Consider the following 18,962-nt stretch of genomic DNA (forward strand, 5'->3'; position numbering starts at 1 on the left):
AAAAGGGCGTGACGAAAGGTCGCTGATGATAACAAAGCTGCAGGAAATTTGACCGAGCGCGGTTTTACATGAGAATCCCTCATGTTCGGGCTTTGGTTGGAGCGCATTGCAGCGGCACTCCCGTTAGAATCCGCTCCTTGCTGATGTCCGGAGTCCTTCATGTCCCTGCGAGCCCGTTTCACGTTGCTCATCGCATCCCTGGCGTTTTCGGCGCAGGCCTTGGCGGGTGGGCTGTCCTACACCAAGGACGTCCAGCCGATCTTCACCGAGAAATGCGTGGCCTGCCACGCCTGCTACGACTCGCCCTGCCAGCTCAACCTGACGGCGGCCGAAGGCGCGCAGCGCGGGGCGAACAAGCTGCCGGTGTATGACGGTGCGCGTACCAGGGCGCAGGACCCGACCCGGCTGTTCCTCGATGCTCACGGCGCGGATGCCTGGCGGCGCAAGGACTTCTGGTCGGTACTCGATGGCCGCGGCAGCCAGGCGGCGCTGATGGCGCGGATGATCGACCTGGGCCATGAGCATCCGCTGGTGCCCAACGCGAAGATTCCCGATGGGCTGGACCTGTCGATCAACCGTACCAACCAATGCCCGACCCCCGACAGCATTGACGATTTCGTGGCGAAGAATCCGAGCAGCGGCATGCCCTTCGCCGTCACCGGCCTGACCGACCAGCAGCTGTCCACCATCAAGACCTGGCTGGCCCAGGGCGCGCCGGTGGACGAACAGGCCTGGCGGCCGGGCAGCGGCGAGGCGCGGCAGATCGCGGAATGGGAGGCTTTCCTGAACCAGGCCGGCGCGCGCCAGAGCCTGGTACAGCGGTGGATTTACGAACATTTGTACCTCGCCCATCTGTATTTCACCGAGCACGGCGAGCCGGGGCATTTCTTCCAACTGGTACGTTCGCGCACGCCCAGCGGCCAGCCCATCGACCCTATCGCCACGCGCCGGCCCAATGACGATCCGGGCAATATCTTCTACTACCGTCTCTGGCCCATCCAGGGCGTGATCGTGCACAAGACGCACATCACCTATCCGCTCAACGAGGCCCGCCTCAAGCGTAATCAGGAGTTGTTCTACGGCTCCGCCTGGGACACCGACAAGGTGCCGGGCTACGGTCTGCAGCACCGCGCCAATCCGTTCGCGACCTTCGAGGCGATTCCGGCGCGGGCGCGCTACCAGTTCATGCTGGACAACGCTGAGTACTTCGTCCGCACCTTCATTCGCGGGCCGGTGTGCCGCGGACAGATTGCCACCGACGTGATCCGCGACAATTTCTGGGCAGTGTTCCAGGACCCGGACCACGATCTCTACGTCACCGATCCGAAGTTCCAACGCCAGGCCTCGCCGCTGCTGGCGCTGCCGGGGCAGATTGATGACGTCGGCGCCATGCTGTCGCAGTGGCGTTCCTACCGCGACAAGCGCAACCAGTACGAAGAGCTGCGCCAGGACGTCTATGACGAGGCGCCGGCGCCGACCTGGGCCGACATCTGGGCCGGCAACGACAACGCGGTGCTGAGCATCTTCCGCCAATACGACAGCGCCTCGGTGCGCAAGGGGTTGATCGGCGGCGTGCCGCAGACCATCTGGTGGATGGATTACCCACTGCTGGAGCGCACCTACTATGGGCTGGTGGTGAACTTCGACGTGTTCGGCAACGTCGCCCACCAGGCGCAGACACGGCTGTATTTCGACCTGATCCGCAACGGCGCCGAGCAGAACTTCCTGCGCCTGATGCCGGTTGGCGAGCGCAAGAAGCTGCTCGACGACTGGTACCAGAGCAGCGGCAAGCTGAAGATGTGGGCCGACTACTACAACTCCGACAGCGACGCGCCCACCGGCCTCTTCCTGCCGGAAAAAGGCGCCAAGCTGGCCTTCGCCAAGCAATTGCTGAAGCACTTCGTGGCGCTCAATGCGCGCCCTGATCCGATCAACCTGTGCGAGGACGGCGCCTGCTACCGCAACACCGTGGCTGCGCCGCTGCAGGATGCCGAACAGGCCTTCAGCCGCCTGGTCAGCCGCCCGGCCGCCGGGTTGCCGGTCATCGACCAGTTCCCCGAGGCGACCCTGCTGCGCGTGGAACTGCCGGACGGCCAGCGCGAGATCTACACGGTGCTGCGCAACCGCGCGCACAGCAACGTTGCCTTCATGATGGGCGAGTCGCTGCGCTACCAGCCCGGGTTGGATACCCTGACCATCTACCCTGGCGTGCTGTCGAGCTACCCGAACTTCATGTTCAACCTGAAAGCCGCCGAGGTGGGTGACTTTGTCGCTGCGCTGGAGCAGGCGAAGGGCGCCGCGGACTTCGAGAAGGTTGCCGACCGCTGGGGGATTCGCCGCAGCCACCCGCAGTTCTGGTTCTACTTCCATGACCTGGATGCCTACCTGCGTGAAACCGAGCCGGTGGAGGCGGGCGTGCTGGACATGAACCGCTACGAGAACCTGTGACCGTGTAGGAGCGGGCTATCTGATGTTCATCCAGCTGCGAATTATTCCTACTAAAACGGTAGGGCTTTATCCCTTACCCCCGAATGGCGTAAACTGGCGCCACGTTTGCGAGGAGTTGCCATGAGCGCTATCACCATCACCGAAGCCGCACAGGATTACCTGGCCGAGCTGCTGTCCAAGCAGGACACCCCCGGCATCGGCATTCGCATCTTCATCACCCAGCCGGGCACCCAGTACGCCGAAACCTGCATCGCCTACTGCAAGCCGGGCGAGCAGAAGCCGGAAGACACCCCGGTCGGCCTGAAAGCCTTCACCGCCTACATCGACGCCATCAGCGAGCCGTTCCTTGACGACGCCGTGGTCGATTACGCCACCGACCGCATGGGCGGCCAGCTGACCATCAAGGCGCCCAACGCCAAGGTGCCGATGGTCAACGAGGACAGCCCGCTCAACGAGCGCATCAACTACTATCTGCAGACCGAGATCAACCCCGGCCTGGCCAGCCACGGCGGCCAGGTAAGCCTGGTGGACGTGGTCGAGGACAATATCGCCGTGCTGCGTTTTGGCGGTGGTTGCCAGGGCTGCGGCGCGGTCGAGATGACCCTGAAGGATGGCGTCGAGAAGACCCTGATCGAGCGCATCCCGGAGCTGAAGGGCGTGCGTGACGTCACCGACCACAGCAACCGCGAGAACGCCTACTACTAAACTCAGGCGATCGAGCAGCGAAAAAGGCGACCTTCAGGCCGCCTTTTTCGTTTGGGTTCGCTGCGCGGCGCTGGGCCCCGTCTGTTGCGTGAGATCGCTCCGTGGTGCTCTTCGGCGCCAGGTGGACCCATCGCGGGCGGAGTCGGCTCCTGCACGGAGATTCACCACGGCGCTTCCCACTATTGGGGCGAGCTTGCTGGCGAACCGCCGGCAACGCCGGCGCCTCATATATTCGATCGCGGCGGATGATGCGGGTCGGGATCAGCCCTGGCACCCGGCAGGCTTGAGCACCCGTTGGGTCGAGGCCGGACTGGTCGTCAGCCTCGACAGCGGCCGGCGCGGGCGCGGCACCAGCTCGCCGCCGCAGTTCGGGCATTTGCCATGCAAGACCTGCTCGGCGCAGTCGCTGCAGAAGGTGCATTCGAAGCTGCAGATGCGCGCGTCGGCGCTGTCACCGGGCAAGTCGCGGTCACAGCATTCGCAGCCGGGGCGGAGTTCGAGCATGGCGATGTTCCTTTGGGTTGTTTGGGTTGTCAGTGCAACTGGCCGAAGCGCTCGGCATATTCCTGGGGGCTGATCGCCAGGTGCTTGTGGAAGGTGCGGCGCAGGTTTTCCGGATGGCCGAAGCCGCACAGCCGCGAGACCGTGCTGATCGATGCCTGGGCGTCCTGCAGCAGTGCGCGCGCCGCTTCCAGCCGGACTCGTTCGACATACCGGCCTGGCCCCATGCCCAGTTCGCTGATGAACACTCGCGACAGCGTGCGCGGGCTCATGCAGGCCTGCTCGGCCAGGGCTTCCAGCGACAAGTCGTTGCCCAGGTGCGCCGGGATCCACTCCAGCAGCGCGGCCAGACGCGGCGCGCGGGTGGGTTCCGGGGTCAGCCAGTGGCTGAACTGCGCCTGGCCGCCGGGGCGCTTGAGGAACATCACCAGCCGCCGCGCCACAGCCAAAGCCAGCGCGCGGCCGAGGTCTGCCTCCACCAGCGCCAGGGCCAGATCGATGCCGGCGGTGACACCCGCCGAGGTGAAGACATGATCGTCGCCGTTCCGGCGCTGCGGATCGTAGGTATGCAGGCGATCGCCCTGGACAAGTACTTCGGGGAAGCCGGCGCACAGTTCATCGACATTCGCCCAGTGCGTGGTGGCCGGGCGGCCGTCGAGCACGCCGGCGGCGGCGAGGATCAGCGCACCGGAGCACACCGACCCGAGCCGGCGCACCTGGGGTTCGGCGGCCGCCAGCCAGTGCAGCAGCTCAATGTTCTCGCATTGGGTCGGCACGCCCGGCCCGCCGGGCACCAGCAGCGTGTCCAGCGTGGTGGGGTCGATCTCGCGCCAAGCCTGATCGGCGCAGATGCGGATGCCGGCGGAGGTCGCGACCGGCCCGGCCTGTTCACCCAGCACCAGCAGTTCGTAAACCGGCGCCAGGCCGTGACGCTCGCGCTCGACATTGGCGGAGGCGAATACCTGCAGCGGCCCGGTGATATCCAGGCTCATGACCTCGGGGTAGAGCAGGCTGGCGATGCGGCGCGGCGGTTCCATGGCAAGACTCGTTCGGTAGACGCAACGAGTGTGGCGGTGATCGACGCTGGCGGCAACGTCTGTCGCCCCACGAATCTTGCCAGGTCGTCTGCCGCGGGCCGTCAGACCTTCAGTACGCCGCGAAAGCCCCGTGCAGCGTAATAGGACTGCACACCGTTGTGGTAGGTGAAAACCCGCTCGTAGCGGCGGTCGCCGAACAGCGCGCCATCCAGCTTGCGCATGGAGCCCGGTGTACGCAGCCAGCTGGAGGTCTTCCGGTCGAAGCTGCCCAGCTCCTGCAATTGGCGGTACTGCGCCTCGTCCAGCAGCTCGATGCCGATCTGCGCGGCCAATTCGGTGGCGCAGCCGGCGGGCTTGTCTTTCTTGCGCGCGTCCAGCGCCTCGCGGTCGTAGCACAGGCTGCGGCGCCCGGCCGGGGTTTCGGCAGAGCAGTCGAAGAACAGGATGGCGCCGCTAGCGCTCTCGCGGCCGACCACATCGGGCTCGCCACCGGTGGCTTCCATCTGCTCCAGGGCCTTTAGCTTGGCCGGGGCGGCCTTCAGGCGTGCCTGGACGTCCGCCCAGTCGATGCCCCGGTGGCGCTCGGGATGCTGTTCGAAGCGGGCCTGCAAGGTCGCCAGCAGGGCGTCGTGCTGTTTCGCATTCATCTTGCTTGCTCTCGGCAAAGGTAAAGGTCAGAGAGTAAAGCAGGAATCGCGCGTGCTGCCGCTCAGCCGGCGTCGGCCCAGCGTTCGCGCACCGCAAGGATGTCGGGCAGGCAGCCGAGGAACAGCTCCACCAGCTCCGGGTCGAACTGGCTGCCTTTCTCCCGGCGCAGCAGCTCGACTGCCTCCTCGATGCTCCAAGCTGGTTTGTACGGGCGTACGCTGGTCAGCGCGTCGAACACGTCGGCGATGGCGACGATGCGGCCCTCGGGCGGAATCTCTTCGCCGCGCAGGCCGTTGGGATAACCGCTGCCGTCCCAGCGCTCATGGTGGGTGAGGGCGATGCTGCGGGCCAGGCGCAGCAGGTTGGAGTCGTGCTCGCCGATGATCCGCGCGCCGATCTCCGGGTGCTGGCGCATCACCTGCCATTCGCGCTCGTCGAGCCGGCCGGGCTTCTGCAGGATGGCGTCGGGAATGCCGATCTTGCCCACGTCGTGCATGGGGGCGGCGTTGAGCAGATCGTCGGCGGCTTTCTCCGGGTAGCCGGCGGCGCGCGCCAGGATATGCGCGTAGTGGCTCATGCGGATGACGTGCAGGCCGGTCTCGTTGTCCTTGTATTCGGATGCCTTGCCCAGGCGCTGGACGATCTGCAGGCGTGTCTCGCGTAGCTCCTCCACGCGCACCAGCGACAGGTGGGTGCGCACCCGAGCCTTGACGATGGGCGGGCTGACCGGCTTGGTGATGTAGTCCACCGCGCCGACCTCGAAGCCCCTGGCCTCATCCGGCACATCGGCCAGGGCGGTGACGAAGATCACCGGAATGCTGCCGGTGGCTTGCTCGGACTTGAGCCGCTGGCAGACCTCGAAGCCGGTCATGCCGGGCATCATCACGTCCAGCAGGACCAGGTCGGGGCGCTCGCGGTTGGCCAGTTCCAGCGCCTTGTCGCCGTCCTTGGCGAACAGCAGGCGGTAGTCGTCCTGCAGGATGTGGCGCAGCACCTGGAGGTTGGTGGCTTCGTCGTCCACCAGCAGCAGGCAGGGGCGATGATCTTGGGCGGTGAACGTCATGCTTGCTCCAGGCGGGTGCCGAGGGTACGGACCCATTCGAGGGCTTGATCGAAATCGAAATCGTCGATGGCAAAGCGCAGGGCCTCGAAAGCCTCGCGGTGCTCGCCCTGGGCGGTACCCCGGCGCAGACGCTCTAGCGCCTGGTCATCGAGGCCGCCCCGGGAGAGGGCCAGTTGCAGGGCTTGCAGCGCATCGAGCAGGTCCTGCGAAGCGACTTCGCCAACGACATCACTGACCGCTTCGGTGCCGGCTTCCGGCACCAGCGGCACCGATTCGCGGACGGTGGAGAATTCGGCACGGACCCGTTCCAGCGCAGTGCCCAGCTGTTCAGCCGTGCCATGGTCGGCGGCGCCTTCCAGCGCGCCGATGGCGCCGGCCAGGCGCGGCAGGGCAAGGTTGGCGGCGGCGCCGCGCAGTCGGTGGCTGAGGGCGGTGATGCCGGCACGATCACCCTCTTTCACTGAGTTTTCCAAGTTGAGCAGACTGGTTTCCTGCTCATTGAGGAAGCGCAGGACGGCCCGCGCCATGGGTAACGGGCCGCCCCACAGGCGGGCCCCGGTGTCCCAATCCAGGGTCGCCAGCGGTGCGCTTTCGGCGACTGGCGTGCTGCACGCAGCCGGCGCCGCGCCGAGCAGACGGGCCATTTCATCGAGCAGGCCGGCAAGCTCCAGCGGCTTGCTGGCGAAGCCGTTCATGCCGGCATCCAGGGCGTTCTGCCGGTCGCGGTCGAGCACGCTGGCGGTGAGGGCGATGATCGGCACGGCCACCATGCCGCGTTCCTGTTCGATGGCGCGAATCTGTCGGGTGGCTTCGAGGCCATCCATGCCAGGCATCTGCACATCCATCAGGATCAGGTCGAAGGCCTGCGCGCTATAGGCTTCCACGGCGGCCTTGCCATCACCGACGCTGTGTGGGCGATGGCCCAGGCGGCGGAGGTTCAGCTCGAGCAGCTCGACGTTCTGCGGTACGTCGTCGGCCACCAGGATGCGCAGCGGCGGCAGGCTCGGCGCGTGGCTGCGGGCGGTTGATTGCACGCTGCGGCCGGCCGGCAGCGGCAGGTCGACGGTGAACACGCTGCCGCGGCCCACTTCGCTTTCCACGCTGATGCGGCCTCCCATCAGCTCCACCAGCTGGCGTGAGATGGTGGTGCCCAGCCCTGTGCCGCCGAAGCGCCGGCTCATGGAGGCGTCGGCCTGGGCGAAGGGGTCGAAGATGCGCTCCAGGCGGTCGGCGGCGATGCCGATGCCGGTGTCGCGGATAGCCAGGCGCAGCGCGCCCGGTTCGCCGCTGATGACCAGCCGCACTTCACCGCGCTCGGTGAATTTCACCGCGTTGCCCAGCAGGTTGGTCAGCACCTGCTGCAGGCGCAGCGGGTCACCGCGGAAGTATTCGCCGGCGCGCTGGCCGTAATCGATCTGCAGGTTCAGGCCCTTGCGCTCGGCGGACAGTCGCAGCGCCGCGCAGACCTGCTCGCACAGCTCCGGCAGGGAGAAGTCGAGGGCTTCCAGTTCGATGGCGCCACGGTCGAGCTTGGCGGTGTCGAGGATGTCGTTGAGCAGCCCCAGCAGCGAGCGCGAGGCATTCTGCACGGTGGTCAGGTAGCGCCGCTGGTTGTCTTCCAGCGGCGAGTCAAGCAGCAGTTCGGTGAAGCCCATGATGGCGTTCATCGGCGTGCGGATCTCGTGGCTCATGTTGGCGAGGAAGCTGCTGCGAGCGGCGGCGGCCTGTTCGGCGCGGTCGCGGGCGCTGCGCAGCTCCTGCTCCATGACCCGGCGTGGGGTGAGGTCGGTGGCCAGCTTCACCACCTTTACCGGCTTGCCATCGAAGTCGAGGATCGGGTTGTAGGTGGCGTGGATCCATACTTCACGCCCGTCCTTGGCCAGGCGGCGGTATTCGCCGGCGCTGTGCTGGCCCTCGCGCAATCCCTGCCAGAACATCCGGTACTGGGCGCTGGTCGCGGTGCCCGGCGGGCAGAACAGGCTGTGGTGCTGGCCCAGCACTTCGGCCTCGGTATAGCCGAAGAGTTCGAGGATGTTTTCGTTGGCAGCCAGCACGCGGCCGTCCAGGTCGAATTCGATCAGCGCCATGGCGCGGCCAATGGCGGTGACCTTGCCTTCGTACTCGTTGCTCAGCAGCTTGGTTTCGGTCTGGTCGAGCAGCACGCCGTCGATCCACTGCGGCTTGCCGGCCTCGTCGTAGCAGGCGCTGCCGCTTTCCCAGATCCAGCGCTCGTGGCCGGTGCGGTCGAACAGGCGGTATTCGACGACATAGCTGCAACCCTCGGCGATGGCGCGGCGGATTTCCTCGTTCACCGCGTGCTGGTCGTCGGGGTGGTAGAGCTGGTTGAAGTTGACGCGCTGATCGATGAAATCCTGCGCCGACCAGCCGGTGACGGCCTCGACCGCATCGCTGACGAACAGGATGCTCCAGGCGTCATCCGGCAGGACGCGGAAGGCGATGCCGGGCATGTTGCGAATCAGCGAGCGGTACTGTTCCTCGCGGGTGCGCAGGGCCTGCTCCATCTCGCGGCGTTCGCTGATGTCGGCGACGAACACGACGAACCAGGGCTTGCCGTCGTGGTCGGTGACGCCCAGGCTGACCCGTGCGGGGAATTCGCGACCCTCGCGGGTCAGGCCTTCCAGCTCCAGCTCGGAGTTGTGGAACTGGCGCTCGCCGCTGCGCTTGTAGTTTTCCAGCGCCACGCGGAATTGCTCACCGTAGGCCTGGTTCATCAGTACTTGCATGGGCTGCCCGACCAACTCGTGCGGTGCCCAGCCGAACAGGCGCAGTACGGCGTGGTTGACCGAGCGGATCACGCCGCTGTGGTCGATGGTGAGAATGGCCTCGACAGCGGCGTCGAGCAGCGAATCCAGGTGCTTGCGCCGACGCTGGAGTTCCTGGAACAGCTGGCGGTAGCGCAACAGGCCGTTCACCGCGGCCACGCAGATGCTCAGGCTGATGGTGGCCATGGACACCGCCAGCGCCAGGTAGAAGCTGCCCTGTACGCCCTGGGGTGTGCCGAACTCCTCCATGCCGACGAAGCGCGCCGCGGCCATGCCGGTGTAATGCATGCCGGCGATGGCCAGGCCCATCACCACGCCGCTGACCAGTATTGCCAGGTTCGGCCGCATCCGCCCGCGCAGGCCGAATCGGACCCACAGCGCGATGACCGCCAGCACCACGGCGACGAGGATCGACAGGGCGAACATCCACGGGTTGTAGCGCAACAGCGGGGCCATCTGCATGGCGGCCATGCCGCTGTAGTGCATGGTACCGATCCCGGCGCCGACCAGCACGCCCCCGCCGATCAATTGAAGGTGGCTGACGTTGCGCCGGGCCAGCAGATTCAGGGCAATCCACGACGCGAACAGGCTGGGCAAGCCGGAGAGCAGGGTAACCAGCGGGTCATAGCGCACCGCCGCGCAGAGCTGGAAGGACAGCATGCCGATGAAGTGCATCGCCCACACGCCGCCGCCCAGCGCCACGGCGCCAGTGCCGATGGCCAACTGGCGGTAGTACGGGCTGCGGGCCAGCCGCGCCACGCCCGACAATTGCAGGGCCATGGTCGAGGCAAAAATGGCGATGAGCACGGAGAGCAGCACCAGCGCGGTGTTGTGCTCGCCGAAAACCAACAGCGAAGGGGTGTCGCCACTGTAGAAATATCGCTGCAGATCGAGCATTGAACGAAGACCGTACTGCGTGCCGAAGGCCCGGTGGATGGGGTGACTGATGAGTCGGTGCGAAGCAGAGCACAGGATGGATGCAAATTGCCATCATTGTCGGTCGCTTGAACCGCAAAAACCGCGTCACCCGAGTGGATTCGGACGAGCGGGAGGCCAGGGTTCGGAATCGAAGCTGAAACGATGCAGCAGCAGAAGTGACCGATAACGCGCTATCGGCGAAGGAGGCGGGAAATTGAGCGCTTGCCGACGGTTGGCAGCGCCCATGAAAAAGCCCGGCTGGGGCCGGGCTTTTTCGGTGGTACCTGTCTGCGGATCAGGCGGGCATGTGCCATTCCTGCAGGCGGTAGCCTTCGCGGTTCAGCTCGTCGCGGGCCTGGTTCAGCAGGCCCTCGAGCTGCTCCGGGTCGGAGTAGGCGGAGCTGGGAATGCGGGTGAGGCCCAGCAGACGGGCACCGGTACGATCGAGGACGGACAGGTCGAGGCTGCCGTCGCCCCCTTGGTCAACCCAGGTTACGCAGTGGAAGGGTTGGAAGGCTCGTCCGGTGATCAGCAGAGCCTCGTTGAAACGAAGAGTCGCATGCATGGTTGTGATCTCTCTGCGGTAATCCATTGCGAAGTGGCGAAAGCGGTTCATCCACTTTCGTGTTCGTTCACGCAATTGATGGTTTCAGAGTCGAAGAAAGTCACAGCCCATGTCGCGTTTGTACACAAACTGGTCGCAAATTAATCCGAGCGAAACGCCGCAGGCCCCGCCATCCGTGGCCTGCAGCGCTGTTTCGGGTGCGCTGTCGCGCCGCACCTACCGCTCGTCAGAGGCGACGGGCGGTCAGGCCTGCATGGCCCATCCGTCCACGTTCATCGCCGCCTGGCGCAGCGCCTCGGAACGGGTCGGGTGAGGGTGGCAGGTACGCGCGATGTCTTCGGCGGCGCCGCGGAACTCCATGGCCACGCAGTATTCCGCGATCATGTCGCCGACGTTCGGGCCGATCATGTGCACGCCGAGGATCTCGTCGCTGCGCTCGTCCGCCAGTACCTTCACGAAGCCCTCGGTCTCGTGGTTGATCTTCGCCCGGCTGTTGGCGGTGAAGGGGAACTTGCCGACCTTGTAGGCGCGGCCCTCGGCCTTGAGTTGCTCCTCGGTCCTGCCCACGGTGGCGACTTCCGGGTGGGTGTAGATCACGCTGGGGATCACGTCGTAGTTCACTTCGCCCGCCTTGCCGGCTATCAGTTCGACGCAGGCGATGGCCTCGTCTTCGGCCTTGTGCGCGAGCATCGGGCCGGAGGTCACGTCGCCGATCACCCAGATGCCCGGTACGCTGCTGCGGTGCTCGTGGTTCTCCAGCATGCCGCGCTTGTCGGTGGTCAGTCCCACGCTCTCCAGCCCCAGGCCCTGGGTATAGGGGCGGCGGCCGATGGCGAGCAGGACGTAATCGGCCTGGATCGACTCCGCCGCGCCGCCGGCGGCCGGCTCCACGCTCAGGGTCACCTGCTTGCCGCTGACCTTGGCCTGGGTGACCTTCGAGCCCAGCTTGAAGCTCATGCCCTGCTTGGTCAGCGTGCGCTGGAAGGTCTTGGCGGTTTCCAGGTCCATGCCGGGGCAGATGCGGTCGAGGTATTCGATCACCGTCACTTCCGCACCCAGTCGACGCCACACCGAACCCAGCTCCAGGCCGATCACCCCGGCGCCGATCACCACCAGGTGCTTGGGCACTTCCGGGATGGACAGCGCGCCGGTGGAATCGAGGATGCGCTGGTTGTCGACTTCCACGCCCGGCAGCGGGGAGGGCTCCGAGCCGGTGGCGATGATGATGTCCTTGGCGCTGAGCACGGTCCTGCTGCCGTCGGCGGCGGTCACTTCGACCTTGCCCGGCCCGTCGATGCGGCCCCAGCCCTTCACCCAGTCCACCTTGTTCTTGCGGAACAGGAACTCCACGCCCTTGGTCAGCGCGGCGACGCTCTCCGCCTTCTGCTTCATCATCTGCGCCAGGTCCAGCTTGGGCTTGACCTGGATGCCGAGGTTGGCGAACTCGCCGCCGGCAGCCGCTTCATACAGCTCGGAGGCATGCAGCAGCGCCTTGGACGGCATGCAGCCCACGTTCAGGCAGGTGCCGCCGAGGGTTTCGCGGCCCTCCACGCAGGCCACCTTCAGGCCGAGCTGGCCCGCGCGAATGGCCGCGTTGTAGCCACCGGGGCCGCCGCCAATGACGATCACATCGTATGCGCTCATGCAGTGTTCTCCGCAGTAGGAAAAAGGGATGAATCGAGGTTAGTCGGCACTCGCCGGATCACCAGCGCAAGGCTCGGGATAAGCGTTACTCAATTTATATTACGAACATAATATATGCTGCCGCGCAAGTCACGCAGACATGACAGGCGCGGCGAGGAGGGCGAAAATGCAGGGCTTTGGCGCCTCAGGCTCGTGCGTCTACGGAGAATTCATGAAGATCGACTGCGATTTCGACAGCGGCAACATCCAGGTCATCGACGACAGCGACCCGCGCCACGTGCGCCTGGCGCTGCGCCCGGACACGAAAAGCCCGCACTTCCAGTGGTTCCACTTCAAGGCCGAGGGCCTGCAGCCCGGCCAGCACTACCAGTTCAGCCTGACCAATACCCCCGGCTCCAGCTACACCGGCGGCTGGCCGGGCTACAACGCCGTCGCCTCCTTTGATCAGCGTGACTGGTTCCGCGTGCCCAGCACCTACGATTCCAACGGGCTGCACTTCAGCCTCACCGCCGAGCAACCCCAGGCCTGGTTCGCCTACTTCGAGCCTTACAGCCGCGAGCGCCACGCCGAGCTGGTCAAACGCGCCCTGGCCAACGGTGCCGAACTGCTCGCCACCGGCTACAGCCTGGAGAATCGCGCACTGCCGCTGCTGCGTATCGGCAATGGCACGGCAGGGGCGTCCAGGATCTGGCTGATCGCCCAGCAGCATCCCGGCGAGCACATGGCCGAATGGTTCATGGAAGGCCTGATCGAGCGCCTGCAATCCGGCGACCCTGACATCCAGCGCCTGTTGGAGCGTGCCGACTTCTACCTGGTGCCGAACATGAACCCCGACGGCGCCTTCCACGGCCACCTGCGCACCAACGCCGCCGGCAAGGACCTCAACCGCGCCTGGGCCGCGCCCAGCGCCGAGGAGAGCCCGGAAGTACTGTTCGTGCAGGAGCAGATGGCCCGGTACGGCGTGGACCTGTTCCTCGACGTGCACGGCGACGAGGAAATTCCCTTTGTGTTCGCCGCCGGCTGCGAAGGCAACCCCGAGTTCACGCCGCGCCTGGATCGCCTGGAAAGCCTGTTCCGCGAGCGCCTGGAAGCCAACGGCGAATTCCAGAGCGTGCACGGCTACCCGAAGGACGCACCGGGCCAGGCCAACCTGACCCTGGCCTGCAACCATGTCGGCCGCACCTACGACTGCCTGTCGCTGACCCTGGAGATGCCGTTCAAGGACCACAACCTCGCGCCCAATGCGCGCACCGGGTGGAGCGGGGCGCGCTCGAAGGCGCTGGCGGGGGCGGTGCTGGTGACGGTGGCGAGTCTGGTCGACGAGTTGCGTTGAATCCTGGCATGTGAGTCCTTTCCCTAACCCTGGCTACGCGCCCCTCTCCCTTCGGAGCGGGGCGCATAGCCAGGGCGGGGAATGATCCCGCGCGCAGATGTTCCATCTCCGCGCGACTTTTTAGCTCCTTTTCCTACACCCGCCGCTTGACCACTCGGTCAATCCATCCCGCCTGGCTGTTGAATCTTCCTCAGCGCGTGCTAGTCCAATTAATGAGGCATCAGCACGCAGGAGGTGCGTATGACTCGACATCGCAAGCTGTTGACCCCGCAGGTCATCGAAGACCTGCAGGACCGCATGGACGCCCTGGAGGAACTGGATTTCAGAGAGCGCCGGGAAGTGCGCAAGAATCGCTCGAGCGAACACAGGCTCCGCAGCGTCGCTGGCGCGACCTGAGTGCGCGGGCCGCAGACCCTGCCTCGCTGGCGCAAGCGCCAGGCAAGGAGGCTCGGCAAGGTCGATTCGGTACCCCGCCGGATCGGCCTTGTGTGAGGTGAGTCCCGCCGTAATCCCACTTCGTCGGCCAGTCTCTGATAATTCGCGCTGGCGCTTCGCTTCCTTCAGAGCTTTCCTCGCCAGAAGCACCATTCCAGAGCGGTTCGCTTCTGTAACGTCGGGCATACCCAGTAGCCGTCGTCTTACAAAAATCCCCCTGTAAATTTGAACTGCTTCACATAAAATCGGGTCTTCCGTTAGCGCATTTCGCTCTACCCGCAGCAGTCAGAAGTAGCCCCATGGAAAACCACAGCACCCCCCTGGGTCCGGTCCCTGCTCATCTGGTCCGCGAGGCCGTGGCCAAGAAGACAGGACTGGGTTGGGTGGTCGAGTTCAACGTCGCCATCTGGCTCAACCTGGCCGTGCACGACGACACTGCAATCGCTCTCAAAGTCAGTTACCTGGATGGCGAAAAGCCTCGGGAAGTCGTCGTCGACAAAGGCAACATCTTCGGCGCCCAGCGCATCCTGCTGTGCGGCATCGCCCGCCTGGGCGTGAACCAGAAGCTGGAAGCCATGAGCCTGTCGCTGGAAACCCGCACTCCCATCCAGTCGCTACTGGTGGAGGAACTCTTCGTCCAGGCCGTCGAGCGCCAGACGGAAAAGAAGAGCGGCACCCGCAAGTCCCGCTGACTATCGGTCGGGCAGCCCCGGCGCCCCCATCGGTGGGCATTTCCGCCATGCATGAAGCTACGCCGGGCTTGCAGTCCGCCGGCTGGAGCGGGGAACATCGCCGGGCCCCATTCGAAGCTTCCGGAAAGCCCCATGCCCCTCGATATCGACTCGCTCAAGCTCTACACCGCCCACCGTGGCATCGCCATTCCCATGCTCGACTTCCTGCAGTTCCGCCATGCCCCGGCGGAGGATGGAAACGGGCCGGGCTGTCTGGTGGTTCGTGTCGAGCCTCAGCATGTGAATGGCTGGGCCAACGCCCATGGCGGGCTGATCATGACCCTGCTCGACGTTGCGATGGCCCTGAGCGCCAGCGACGCCGACGAAGCCCATCGCGGAGTAGTGACCGTGGAGATGAAAACCAGCTTCCTGCGCCCCGGCGGCGAGGTTGGCGAGGTGCTCGAGGCCCACGGCAGGGTCCAGCACCACGCCCGCTCCATCGCCTTCTGCGAAGGCGAGCTGCGCAACAGCCATGGGGTGGTCGTTGCAACCGCTTCGGGCACCTTCAAGTACGTCAACAAGCCGCGCCCGCTGGCTGACGCCTGAGCGCACCGCCTGGCGGTGAGACTGTTCGTGCCGCTGCCCTGGCCGCGCGTTCCGCTCCGAAGGGAGAGGGCGGGTGAGAGGGTTGAGTTGCGGAAAAAACTTCCGGGTTGGAAGCGCACGCCGCCCGCGATCCGCTCACTTCGCCAGGTTACGCACCGTGCAGCTGCCCTCCGTAATGGCCTCGCAGAGGAAGTAGGGCATCCATTCCTCCCAATGCCCGCGACTGACCGGCGACTCGTAACGGCACAACAACCCACCCTCGGCATCGAACAGACCCCAGGGCTGCAACTCGCCGTCCTTCAGCTTGCTCTGCACCTTGATGCCCTGGTAACTGGCATTGCAGCCCACATGGAAGGCATCGGTCTTCCAGCGCACCGGCCCGTGTGACGGGAACGGCTGCGCGTCGAGGAAGCCGAACAGATCGTCATGGCTCAGCAGGCTCTGGCGGATGGTCGGCCACAGACTGCGGCGAAGGAAGTACTGGTCGGCGAAGCGCTGGTGCGCGTCCTCCTCCTTCAGGTACTGGGCGATCAGCTCGCGGATGCCCGGCAGGTTCGGGTTGTGGCAGCCGGCCCACATGCCCGCCAGCAGCAACTCGGTATGGCTGAAGTAGTCGCGCATGTGGTGATACCAGCAGCCGCTCTGCAGCCAGGCTTCGACCGCCGCGCGGTCGCGCTCGGAGAGCAGCGAGTCGGCGTCACGTACCTGGAAGCGCGAGACCTCACCGTCCTCCATCACCAGAAAGCGCCACATGGTGGCAGGGATGGCACTGCGCGTTGCCTCATCCACCTGCACGACCTGCGCGCCAGCCTCCTTCAATCGGGCCAGCACCGCCGGCGGCACCGAGTCGTCCACGTAGAAGCGGCAGCGCCATTGCGGGAACAGCTCGCACGCAGCCTCCACGTTCTTCAGCGCGCTCTCGCAATAACGCGGGCGCGCGCCGAACAGCGAAAAGACGATCAGGTTGCGCTCGGGACAGGTGCCGTCGAATGCCGGCGGCGGCGCGTCGGGCAGAGGGTAGGCAGAAAACTGGCTGTACTTGCGGTCGGCCACGCTCAGCGACAGGTTGCCGTAGCGGCGCACCAGATCGTCACGCTTCAGCCAGCCGCAGACCTCGGTCAGCCCGTCCAGCGCGGTGCCCGGCATGTTGTCTTCGCCCAGCTTGTTCAGCAGCTTCAGGTACGTCCTGTAGGCAAGCTCATGGTCCTTGGTCCGCATCAGGCACAGGGCATAGTCCGCCAGGAGCGTGGGATGATTCGGCGCGATTTTCAGCGCCTCGCGCGCCGTATCGCGGCCCAGTCGGTAATTCCCCTTGGCCAGCGCCGCCCGGAAGGTGGCGGACAGCTTGTTCAACTTCTTCTCGGCGGCGGACATGCAAGGCTCCAGGGCAGGACGGCGGCGGGAAGTTCTGCTCGGGATGAGCAGTTGGCGCGCGTCCATGACATGGAGCGCAAGGCTAGGGAGCCGGAAGAATGAGCTCTATCGGAAAATTCCTGCGCATGGCGGCGATAATTACGAAGTCTCGCGCGGCCCACTTCGGAGGCTGGAGTACTCCAGCCAGGAACTGCCGCACCGGCCGGCGTTCTGACGCGGATAGGCCATCCGCTGCGTGGTAGCGGGACAGACGATGATTAACCAAGGAATGGCGATATGAAGTCAGATTTCTCGATGCTACTGTGGAGTGCACCGCTGGTCATGCTGCTCGGCGGCTACCTGCTGTTCCGCTGTATCGGCGGGCTGCGCCGGGTGGTCGCACCCGACGTCTGCTACCGCTGGGCCGACCCCGCCCGCGCGGAAGTGGTGGCGCTGCCGCAACCAGGTCGCTACGTGGTCAACATCGTCTTCCCGCCCTTCACCGTCGTCACCGGCACCGCGCACTTCGACGCCGACTTCGCCGTTACCGCCTGTGCCACCGGCAACCCCGTGCCCTACGAGGCGTACAGCCGCTTCAACGTCTTCACCGTGCGCCGCAGCGACATGGGCGGCAACTCCAGCAACCCGCTGGGCGAATTCCACTGCAGCGAACCCGGCGATTACCGGATCAGCTGCCTGACCCCGTATCACATCCGCCCCGGCTTCCTGCTGGAAGTGACGCCCTACGTCTCGCCGGGCGGCGTCGTCCCGCTGATCCTCGGCACGCTGCTCGCGTCCTTCATGACCCTCGGCGGGCTGATAGTGACCCTCCTCAAGCTGGGCGGGGAGCTCTGACACCGCTGCGCCGGGTCATGGCCTGGCGCATGTAGGATGGGTGGCCCCGTGCTGCCGGTGCGCAGGCTATTGATGGGTATCGCTGCGCTCCACGCCATCCTACGAATGAACCCCTTTGGCGCCGTAGAACCGCGAAGCGGTTATCCGCCGCTTCGCTGCCACGCCAAAACGGCGGATAACGCGTGCCGCGTTATGCGCCCTACGTCCGCAGCCGCTTCGCCCAGCCGCGCCAACCCGAGCGCCCGGCAATCGGCGAACGCCCGCCCAGCACGCGCGGCAGGTCGCCGAAGCTCACCCAGAGGTCATCCTGCCAATCCAGCACCCGCAGGCAGTGCCGCTCGAACTGCAATTGCACATGGCGCGGGCCGCTGGCCTTGAACTGGCTGCGCACCTGCGGCACCACCGTGCCGCTGATCCAGCGCCGCAGCGAACCGAAGTCCGGCACGTTGAACAGCACCAGCGCCTGGTACACGGCGGATTCGCTGATCAGCACGTAGTCGAGTTCCAGGCCGTCCTCGGTCAGCAGCCGCTCCTGGCGAATCTGGTCGTCGGCCATGCGCATGGCCAGGCGTTCTTCGTAGTGGTAACCCGTCACGCGGCAGAAATCGGGGAGGAGGAACCAGACCTGATCGTCGATCAGCAGGGCGCGCAGGGTGCGGCGATTACGGAGGAAGGGGAGTGGGGTGGGTAAGGGTAGATCGTCCATGGTGGTAGTCCTTTGGAGAGTCCAAAAAATCGCCACCAGCCGCTGCTAATCGGTAATGGAGGCGAGCCGCAAAGGGTTAGCAGTACCGATCTCCAAAGACATCGGCAGGCCCGAAAGCCTCCCAGTGCGGCCGCCATAACTGGCGATCTCCAGACGAACGCAGTCGTCGGGAAATGCCGTGGCATTACCGAGTCTTTGGAGTGTTCGGGCTGCTAATCCCGGCCCCGTCTTTTTCACGGGGCGGGAGGAGCGTAAGAATTTCACGGCGGAGAGGTCAAGTGTTCCGCCACTGAACACCAGTCGCAGTCGAGCACCTGCTACTCAATCAGCAGCAGACTTGCTGATCATCTGACCTTCCCCGACATTGCAGTCTCGATGGACTGTGCCCAACTCTTGCGCCCGAAAAGGACGAGTCGAAGCGGATCGCTTTCCTGGGTATGGATGGCCAGCGAATTGGGAAATAACGGGATCAGGCCAAGGAATTTCGTCCAGACCGTACCGGTGTAGCGGATATCGCGCAGTTCAATCTCGGTCGGCTTGGATTGGAAGTTGATGGCGTGCGCTTCGAAGACCAAGCGTTGATTCGTCAGGTAAAGGTGACCACCAACCGTTTCGATGCCCCGCTGAAGATTGGCAGCACCTTTGCGGATGACCGTCTCGCTGGATCTGAGTTCAGTTTTCACGATGGCTC

17 protein-coding genes are annotated in these 18,962 nt (G+C 65.3%); 7 read left to right on the forward strand and 10 right to left on the reverse strand.

Annotation, left to right across the window (positions count from 1 at the left end):
• Positions 1-159: 159 nt before the first annotated feature.
• Both MJ122_RS10425 and nfuA read left to right on the forward strand, forming a co-directional pair.
• Positions 160-2,448, forward strand: a complete 2,289-nt coding sequence (locus MJ122_RS10425) for a fatty acid cis/trans isomerase (protein ID WP_239744100.1) — start codon at positions 160-162, stop codon at positions 2,446-2,448.
• A 120-nt stretch (positions 2,449-2,568) separates the two neighbouring features.
• Complete coding sequence (gene nfuA / locus MJ122_RS10430; protein ID WP_017519500.1) at positions 2,569-3,153, forward strand: Fe-S biogenesis protein NfuA; 585 nt, start codon at positions 2,569-2,571, stop codon at positions 3,151-3,153.
• A gap of 261 nt (positions 3,154-3,414) precedes the next feature.
• Here the strand turns inward: nfuA and MJ122_RS10435 are convergent, their stop codons facing one another.
• The 7 genes from MJ122_RS10435 to lpdA form a co-directional block, all read right to left on the reverse strand.
• Entirely contained in the window at positions 3,415-3,657 is a 243-nt protein-coding gene (locus MJ122_RS10435) for a DUF1272 domain-containing protein (protein ID WP_088417421.1), read from the reverse strand.
• Between the two features lie 29 nt (positions 3,658-3,686).
• Positions 3,687-4,691 carry a GlxA family transcriptional regulator gene (locus MJ122_RS10440; protein ID WP_239744101.1) on the reverse strand — a complete coding sequence of 335 codons (1,005 nt, stop codon included), beginning with the start codon at positions 4,689-4,691 and terminating at the stop codon, positions 3,687-3,689.
• 101 nt (positions 4,692-4,792) lie between these two features.
• Positions 4,793-5,338 (reverse strand): DUF4256 domain-containing protein, encoded by a 546-nt coding sequence (locus MJ122_RS10445; protein ID WP_239744102.1) that lies wholly within the window; start codon positions 5,336-5,338, stop codon positions 4,793-4,795.
• 62 nt (positions 5,339-5,400) lie between these two features.
• Positions 5,401-6,402: a two-component system response regulator gene (locus MJ122_RS10450; RefSeq protein WP_239744103.1), complete on the reverse strand. Its 1,002-nt coding sequence runs from the start codon at positions 6,400-6,402 to the stop codon at positions 5,401-5,403.
• Positions 6,399-10,082 (reverse strand): PAS domain S-box protein, encoded by a 3,684-nt coding sequence (locus MJ122_RS10455; RefSeq protein WP_239744104.1) that lies wholly within the window; start codon positions 10,080-10,082, stop codon positions 6,399-6,401. Before MJ122_RS10455 ends, MJ122_RS10450 begins: the two co-directional genes overlap by 4 nt.
• Before the next feature lie 316 nt (positions 10,083-10,398).
• On the reverse strand, positions 10,399-10,668 hold the full coding sequence (locus MJ122_RS10460; RefSeq protein WP_026079120.1) for a hypothetical protein: 270 nt from the start codon (positions 10,666-10,668) through the stop codon (positions 10,399-10,401).
• Positions 10,669-10,911: 243 nt separating this feature from the next.
• Complete coding sequence (lpdA, locus tag MJ122_RS10465; RefSeq protein WP_088417416.1) at positions 10,912-12,312, reverse strand: dihydrolipoyl dehydrogenase; 1,401 nt, start codon at positions 12,310-12,312, stop codon at positions 10,912-10,914.
• A gap of 211 nt (positions 12,313-12,523) precedes the next feature.
• Between lpdA and MJ122_RS10470 the strand changes: the two genes are divergently transcribed.
• From MJ122_RS10470 to MJ122_RS10485, 4 genes are all read left to right on the forward strand, one after another.
• A complete protein-coding gene (locus MJ122_RS10470) occupies positions 12,524-13,645 on the forward strand; it encodes a M14-type cytosolic carboxypeptidase (RefSeq protein ID WP_239744105.1) in 1,122 nt (373 codons plus the stop codon).
• Between the two features lie 240 nt (positions 13,646-13,885).
• Positions 13,886-14,041 carry a hypothetical protein gene (locus MJ122_RS10475; RefSeq protein ID WP_172419198.1) on the forward strand — a complete coding sequence of 52 codons (156 nt, stop codon included), beginning with the start codon at positions 13,886-13,888 and terminating at the stop codon, positions 14,039-14,041.
• A 338-nt stretch (positions 14,042-14,379) separates the two neighbouring features.
• On the forward strand, positions 14,380-14,772 hold the full coding sequence (locus tag MJ122_RS10480) for a hypothetical protein (protein WP_239744106.1): 393 nt from the start codon (positions 14,380-14,382) through the stop codon (positions 14,770-14,772).
• A gap of 132 nt (positions 14,773-14,904) precedes the next feature.
• Entirely contained in the window at positions 14,905-15,357 is a 453-nt protein-coding gene (locus MJ122_RS10485; RefSeq protein WP_239744107.1) for a PaaI family thioesterase, read from the forward strand.
• Positions 15,358-15,492: 135 nt separating this feature from the next.
• Here the strand turns inward: MJ122_RS10485 and MJ122_RS10490 are convergent, their stop codons facing one another.
• Positions 15,493-16,731, reverse strand: coding sequence for a tetratricopeptide repeat protein (locus tag MJ122_RS10490; RefSeq protein ID WP_239744108.1), 1,239 nt, complete (start codon positions 16,729-16,731; stop codon positions 15,493-15,495).
• A gap of 276 nt (positions 16,732-17,007) precedes the next feature.
• Here MJ122_RS10490 and MJ122_RS10495 point away from each other — a divergent pair, with 276 nt between their 5' ends.
• On the forward strand, positions 17,008-17,565 hold the full coding sequence (locus MJ122_RS10495; RefSeq protein WP_197698113.1) for a hypothetical protein: 558 nt from the start codon (positions 17,008-17,010) through the stop codon (positions 17,563-17,565).
• A 199-nt stretch (positions 17,566-17,764) separates the two neighbouring features.
• Here MJ122_RS10495 and MJ122_RS10500 read toward each other — a convergent pair whose 3' ends face one another.
• Positions 17,765-18,271, reverse strand: coding sequence for a BRO family protein (locus MJ122_RS10500; RefSeq protein WP_239744109.1), 507 nt, complete (start codon positions 18,269-18,271; stop codon positions 17,765-17,767).
• Between the two features lie 344 nt (positions 18,272-18,615).
• Positions 18,616-18,954: a hypothetical protein gene (locus MJ122_RS10505; protein ID WP_239744110.1), complete on the reverse strand. Its 339-nt coding sequence runs from the start codon at positions 18,952-18,954 to the stop codon at positions 18,616-18,618.
• Between the last annotated feature and the right edge of the window lie 8 nt (positions 18,955-18,962).

It is taken from the genome of Pseudomonas sp. DP-17 (assembly GCF_022380625.1).
In the GTDB taxonomy this organism is placed as follows: domain Bacteria; phylum Pseudomonadota; class Gammaproteobacteria; order Pseudomonadales; family Pseudomonadaceae; genus Pseudomonas; species Pseudomonas nitroreducens_A.

Coding starts and splice junctions, on each gene's coding strand:
- nfuA (WP_017519500.1), top strand. CDS start 2,569: ATGAGCGCTATCACCATCACCGAAGCCGCACAGGATTACCTGGCCGAG.
- MJ122_RS10485 (WP_239744107.1), top strand. CDS start 14,905: ATGCCCCTCGATATCGACTCGCTCAAGCTCTACACCGCCCACCGTGGC.
- MJ122_RS10450 (WP_239744103.1), bottom strand. CDS start 6,402: ATGACGTTCACCGCCCAAGATCATCGCCCCTGCCTGCTGCTGGTGGAC.
- MJ122_RS10440 (WP_239744101.1), bottom strand. CDS start 4,691: ATGGAACCGCCGCGCCGCATCGCCAGCCTGCTCTACCCCGAGGTCATG.
- MJ122_RS10435 (WP_088417421.1), bottom strand. CDS start 3,657: ATGCTCGAACTCCGCCCCGGCTGCGAATGCTGTGACCGCGACTTGCCC.
- MJ122_RS10425 (WP_239744100.1), top strand. CDS start 160: ATGTCCCTGCGAGCCCGTTTCACGTTGCTCATCGCATCCCTGGCGTTT.
- MJ122_RS10500 (WP_239744109.1), bottom strand. CDS start 18,271: ATGGACGATCTACCCTTACCCACCCCACTCCCCTTCCTCCGTAATCGC.
- lpdA (WP_088417416.1), bottom strand. CDS start 12,312: ATGAGCGCATACGATGTGATCGTCATTGGCGGCGGCCCCGGTGGCTAC.
- MJ122_RS10470 (WP_239744105.1), top strand. CDS start 12,524: ATGAAGATCGACTGCGATTTCGACAGCGGCAACATCCAGGTCATCGAC.
- MJ122_RS10475 (WP_172419198.1), top strand. CDS start 13,886: ATGACTCGACATCGCAAGCTGTTGACCCCGCAGGTCATCGAAGACCTG.
- MJ122_RS10490 (WP_239744108.1), bottom strand. CDS start 16,731: ATGTCCGCCGCCGAGAAGAAGTTGAACAAGCTGTCCGCCACCTTCCGG.
- MJ122_RS10495 (WP_197698113.1), top strand. CDS start 17,008: ATGAAGTCAGATTTCTCGATGCTACTGTGGAGTGCACCGCTGGTCATG.
- MJ122_RS10460 (WP_026079120.1), bottom strand. CDS start 10,668: ATGCATGCGACTCTTCGTTTCAACGAGGCTCTGCTGATCACCGGACGA.
- MJ122_RS10480 (WP_239744106.1), top strand. CDS start 14,380: ATGGAAAACCACAGCACCCCCCTGGGTCCGGTCCCTGCTCATCTGGTC.
- MJ122_RS10445 (WP_239744102.1), bottom strand. CDS start 5,338: ATGAATGCGAAACAGCACGACGCCCTGCTGGCGACCTTGCAGGCCCGC.
- MJ122_RS10455 (WP_239744104.1), bottom strand. CDS start 10,082: ATGCTCGATCTGCAGCGATATTTCTACAGTGGCGACACCCCTTCGCTG.